This window comes from Ferrimonas kyonanensis DSM 18153, from assembly GCF_000425405.1.
GTDB lineage: Bacteria > Pseudomonadota > Gammaproteobacteria > Enterobacterales > Shewanellaceae > Ferrimonas > Ferrimonas kyonanensis.
Genome location: NZ_KE384363.1, coordinates 424988 through 430606 on the forward strand (window position 1 = coordinate 424988; position 5619 = coordinate 430606).

Sequence of the window (5619 nt, forward strand, 5' to 3'; positions counted from 1 at the left end):
CGGTGAGAGCTGCACTCCCCTGCGGCAACCGGTGCCGCCACACTCACCAACCCAAACCGTGTCGCCCTTGCGAACGCGAGGGCCCAGTGGCTTTGGAGTTAAATGTAAAAAAGACGCTGGGTACCCGCGTGCGCGGGCACGACGGAGGGAGGGCTAACCTACAGCGGTAACAGAGACGACGGAAGGATGGTTGGAAGTTGAGTGGTAACCACCAATGCCGAGCTCTGCCGTCGCCGCGGCAGAGCAGATTTACCGCAAACCATCTCATTGGCACCGTCGCCCTTGCGAACGCGAGGGCCCAGTGGCTTTGGGGTTGAATGCGAAAAAGACACTGCCTACCCGCGTGCGCGGGCACAGCGCCCAAAAGCAAACACAACAAGAAAGAAGATAAAGCTCACTTATTTTCGCTCCATTCCAACTCCCCCCCTAAAGAGATAAAAACACAGGCGACACCAATTGACATTACTTCAAAACACAATGAGAATACCTCTCATTAGCAATATCATTACAAAAATATAGCAAGGAGATGGATGTGAAATCAGTAACAGGCTTAGCGGCTTGCAGCATCTTGCTGGTTACTCCCACGTTAGCCGATGACAACCAGGATATTGAAAGAATTGAGGTTGTTGGTCAGCTTAACCGGTATTCAGCCACTAAGACCGACACCCCCATTATCGAAACTGCCCGCTCAATTACCATCGAGACCCAACAACAGCTCATTGATAAAGGGGTTCTGAGTCTGGATCATGCCTACAACTACAGTGCAGGCGTCACCGGCCAAACCTATGGCTTTGCCACACGGGGCGATTGGATTAAAGTCCGCGGCCTGGATGTGCCTCAGTATCAGGACAGCCTGCAGTCGCTGTTCGGCAACTACAACAATACCCGCGCCGAAATTTATACCCTGGAGCAAGTAGAGATCCTCAAAGGACCCGCGTCCGTCCTCTATGGCAAAGGCTCTCCCGGTGGTCTGGTCAACGTAGTCAGCAAACTGCCAAAAGACACCAACGCCCACGAAGTCCTGTTGGAATACGGCAGCTTTAACCGTACCCAGTTCGCCTTCGACTCTACCGGCAACCTCAACGACGACAACAGCCTGCTGTACCGGTTTGTAGGCCTGTACCGCGACAGCGACACCCAGATCGATGACGTCGAAGACAACACCTGGGTGGTGGCACCGTCTCTGACCTGGCGTCCCAGTGACGACAGCGAGATCACCCTGTTGGTGAACTACACCAAGACCGACAGTGATCCCGCCGCTCAGTTCCTGCCCATTCAAGGTACCCTGCTGCCGTCCCCCAATGGCAAAACCATCGACAGCAGCACCAATACCGGCGATCCTGACTTCAACAACTACGACTCCGAAACCCTAGCCACCACGGTATTGGCCAGCCTGGATCTCAATGACTATTGGCGGTTAGGCTTTACCGGTCGCTACACCGATGCCGAGGCGGATTACCGCCAGGCCTGGACCAGTTTTCTGCCCAGCAGCAACCCCTTGTTTATGGGGGCCGACCGTTTCATTACCCTGCCTGATGGCAGTCTCTATAAAGATGGCCTGACCCCGCGGACTTTTTACATCAGCGACGCCAGCTCCGAACAAAAAGCCGCCGACCTGCGCCTGTTTGGTCGCTTTGATACCGGCGCTTTGGAGCATGAACTGTTGCTGGGCATCCAGTATCAAAACGTGACCACCGACAACGATGGCGCCCGAGCCTATGCCGTCGGCGCTGCTCCCGGGACAGAGCAGTACGGCGATACCTTCTGGCAAAACCCTTTCAACCCGGTGTACAGCAGCAACCTGCCACCGATGGAGCTGCTCAACGCCCTGTATAAAAACAACCCAAGCACCACCAGTAAAGACTTGGGGATCTACCTCAGTGACCAGATCTCCTACAACAACCTGACCCTGACTCTGGGGGCGCGCTTTGACGACAGCGAAACCAAGGCGGCGGCCGGCACTCAGAGTGACGATGCCGTTAGCCTCAGTGGCGGACTGATCTACAAGCTGGCCAACGGCCTGGCACCCTACGTGAGTTACGCCGAGTCCTTTAATCCGGTGATTGGCGACGATGGCCGTGGCAATGCCTTAAAACCTCAGGAGGGCGAACAGATTGAGCTGGGCATTAAATACCAGCCCATCAACTTCCCCGGGTTGATCACTCTGGCCTGGTTCGACATCAAGCAAACCAACCTCAATGATCCCCGAGCATTGGTTGGTGAGTATCAGCAGCAGCAAGGCGAAGCCAATATCACCGGCTGGGAGCTGGAAAGCCAGGTAGAACTGGGTGACTTCACTCTGGAAATCAACGGCAGCAAACTGGATACCGAAAGCGCCGAAGGCTACCAACTGCCGAGCGTACCGGAGTATCAGGCATCAAGCTGGCTGGGCTACCGCCCGTTCAACCTCGAAGGCTTTAAGTCTGGCCTGGGTATCCGCTACACCGGTGAAAGCTACGGCGGCGCCGATCTGCATAAGACCCCTTCGTACACCTTGGTGGACCTGATGCTGGGGTATGAGTGGGACCAGTGGGACTTTACCGTGAATGTTCGTAACCTGACCGACAAAGACTACTACGCCACCTGTTTGTACCGTGGTGACTGTTTCGTCGGTGACGAACGCACCATCAATGGCCGCATCAAGTATGTTTTCTGATCTTTGGCTAACCGAAGTGGGAGCGGGGCCAGCGCTGCTGGCCCCGTTGCTGACCTTTGTCGGCTTGGGGCTGGTCTATCTGCACTGGCGACGCCGAAGCGGCTCTGCTGCCGTGCTGTGGGTAGGCTGGGGCAGTGTCATGCTGGCGACGCCATTGTGGGTGCTGCAGGTAGGTCCGGAATTTGGCGTGATCTATCAGCTGATCACCATCAGCGCCTGTGCCTGGCTGCTGACTCTGTCCAACCTAGAACCTAAGACTCACACTGAGGCGCCCCTGCGGCCACCTCAGCCTTACTCGGTTCCATGGCGCGCCCTGGGGGCCCGGACGATAAACGGCATAGTGTTGTCCTCCCTCGCCAGCGCTTTGCTCACTCTGGCGGTATGCGGGCTGCTGCCCATGGATGCAGCCAACCAAATGGTGATCGCCGCCCTGTTGTTTCCCTGCCTGTGGGCCGGGTTGGCAAGCTGGGTCTGTGCCAGTGACCGCTTCTGGCGCCATGCCGGCCTGCTGACGCTCATCAGCCTGTTCAGTGTGGCCATGGTGATGGGAGTGCAATGATGAATCTATCGACCGTCCAGAAAAAACTGGCGCTGTCCCACACTCGAGTGGGCGTGATGATGGCCGCCTTGCTGTACCTGATCTGCCTCACCGGTACGCTGCTGGTGCCCGCCGAGGAGTGGAAACGCTGGCAGCAACCCGAGGTGAGTGAATACTCACACCTTCCTCCAGAATCCCTTCAACAGGCCATTAATGACTATCAGAGCAGTAATGATGCCTCACCGGAGTCGTTATGGGTGGTGTTTCCCACCACTGGGTTACCTCGTACCCACCTGAGCGACGAGGAGTCGGAATGGTGGCTGGATCAGCAAGGCATCCGCCAGCAACCGGTTAACGAAGGGGTAATTCACACTCTGAGCGAACTGCACACCCACCTGCTGATGCCGGGGCAAGTCGGCGTGATCATCGTGGGGATTCTCGGTGTCTTACTCACCAGCCTGATTCTTTCCGGACTCATCAGCCATCGACGCCTGTTTAAAGACGCCTTTCGCCTTCGCCGAGGCAGCGGGCCTCAAAGCCAGATTGACCTGCATAATCGTCTGTCGGTATGGGGAGTTCCGTTTCACTTGATGATGTCCGTTACCGGTGCCTTCTTTGGTGTGGTGACTCTGTTGATGGCGCTGGCCATACCGCTGATCTACGGCGGCAGTCAGCAGGCGCTGATCGACCAAGTCTACGGCAGTGACCCGGTACTGGATGCCGATGTCACCCCCATCGATGCCACCAAGATTATGCACACCATGACCGAGGTGGCACCGGATGCCAGCCCGTTGTATCTGGTTTGGCAACAGCCAGGAACCCGTCAGCAGTTTGTTGAAGTGGCCGCCACTCTGCCCGGGCGCTTGATCTACTCCGAGATCTACCGCTTCACGGTATCCGGCAGCTATCTGGGTAAACAGGGGATGTCCGACGGCCCATGGGGTCGACAGCTGATTTACTCGGTTTACCGCCTGCATTTCGGCCTGTTCGATGGCCTCGGAGTCAAATTGGCCTACCTGGTACTTGGGCTGTCACTAACCGTTGTCTGTGTCAGCGGCATCAGCATCTGGCTGCGCAAACAACCCAGAAGCATCAAGCTGCAAAGCCTATGGGCAGGCTGGGTCTGGGGCGTACCGCTGTCTCTGGTCTTTGCTGCCCTCGGTGACCACCTGCTGTCGATTCCTCCGCTCGGCTGCTTGCTGCTTGGCCTGGGGCTGTGCCTGTTGTGGAGTTCGGTTCAGACCCGTCACCCGGGTATCAAACTGCAACGGTTGCTGGCTCTGTCATTGATCGTCTTGCTACTGGGCTACGCATTGACTCACCAGGGATGGACTCACAACGGTGCGGCCGTCTGGCTGAATTTAGGGTTGCTGGGTGCTGCGCTGTGGCTGTTAATTCGCAGTCGTCCGCAGTACTCTCCAACCAGTGAGCAGCCGCAACCTCAGCTGGAACGGCTGTAACCCCTATCCTGTGGGCCCCTGAGAACGTGAGGGCCCATATCCTCCAACCACCGCCATTGCGAACGCGAGAATGACTAAGAGCGAAAGACGCTGGGTACCCGCGTGCGCGGGCACGACGGAGGGATGGTTGAACCTTGAGTGGTAATCACCAATTCCGTCGCCACGGTAGAGCTGATTTACCGCAAAACCATCCAATCAGTACCGTCGCCCTTGCGAACGCGAGGGCCAAGTGGCTTTGGGGTTGAATGTGAAAAAAGACGCTGGGTACCCGCGTTCGCGGGCACGACTGAGGGATGGTTGGACGTTGAGTGGTAACCACCAATGCCGAGCTCTGCCGTCGCCACGGTAGAGCTGATTTACCGCAAAACCATCCCATTAGCACTGTCGCCCTTGCGAACGCGAGGGCCCAGTGGCTTTGGGGTTGAATGTAAAAAAGACGCTGGGTACCCGCGTACGCGGGCACGACGGAGAGATGGTTGGACGTTGAGTGGTAATCACCAATGCTGAGCTCTGCCGTAGCCACGGCAGAGCTGATTTACCGCAAAAACCACCCCATTAGCACCGTCGCCCTTGCGAACGCGAGGGTCCAGTGGCTTTGGGGTTGAATGTGAAAAAAGACGTATATGGACGCCCCTGCAACTGCAAGACTTTGATGAGGTCGGTTTGCGGACGTATATCCGGCGTCTGTTTTACCTTCTCGAGGTAGCGCCATAATGTGGTCCGAACCTGGCAGCCTACACGCTGGGACGACATTTACTGTCGGTCTTATTTCAGGCTCTTGCCAGGCCGGATTACCGTTTGTTCATCAAGGTTTGCAAACTCAGGTTACGCGGTACTCAATGCACCTCCCTGGCTTCAGGGAGCTTAACTACTTGGTTACTGCAAACGCATGGGTCAGTTCAAACTTGTTGCCGCTGACCGTCATGCTCCAGGCTATACGCGCCAGCTTGTTCGCTAACGCCACT

General features: G+C 56.7%; 3 protein-coding genes. All 3 read left to right on the forward strand.

Annotation, left to right across the window (positions count from 1 at the left end; all coding sequences use genetic code 11):
* The first annotated feature begins 532 nt into the window (after window positions 1–532).
* Genes H598_RS0115430 through H598_RS0115440 form a run of 3 tightly spaced genes read left to right on the forward strand, consistent with a single transcriptional unit; the run spans window position 533 to window position 4654 of the window.
* Entirely contained in the window at window positions 533–2656 is a 2124-nt protein-coding gene (locus H598_RS0115430; protein WP_169629298.1) for a TonB-dependent siderophore receptor, read from the forward strand.
* Window positions 2646–3215 (forward strand): hypothetical protein, encoded by a 570-nt coding sequence (locus tag H598_RS0115435; protein WP_028113798.1) that lies wholly within the window; start codon window positions 2646–2648, stop codon window positions 3213–3215. Before H598_RS0115430 ends, H598_RS0115435 begins: the two co-directional genes overlap by 11 nt.
* The gene (locus H598_RS0115440) at window positions 3212–4654 is read left to right on the forward strand and encodes a PepSY-associated TM helix domain-containing protein (protein WP_084144494.1); all 1443 of its coding nucleotides are present in this window, start codon (window positions 3212–3214) and stop codon (window positions 4652–4654) included. The genes H598_RS0115435 and H598_RS0115440 overlap by 4 nt, the downstream gene beginning before the upstream one ends.
* Window positions 4655–5619 lie beyond the last annotated feature (965 nt).

Excerpts from the sequence above, each read along its gene's own strand:
- H598_RS0115440 (WP_084144494.1), top strand. The coding sequence starts at position 3,212 with ATGATGAATCTATCGACCGTCCAGAAAAAACTGGCGCTGTCCCACACT.
- H598_RS0115435 (WP_028113798.1), top strand. The coding sequence starts at position 2,646 with ATGTTTTCTGATCTTTGGCTAACCGAAGTGGGAGCGGGGCCAGCGCTG.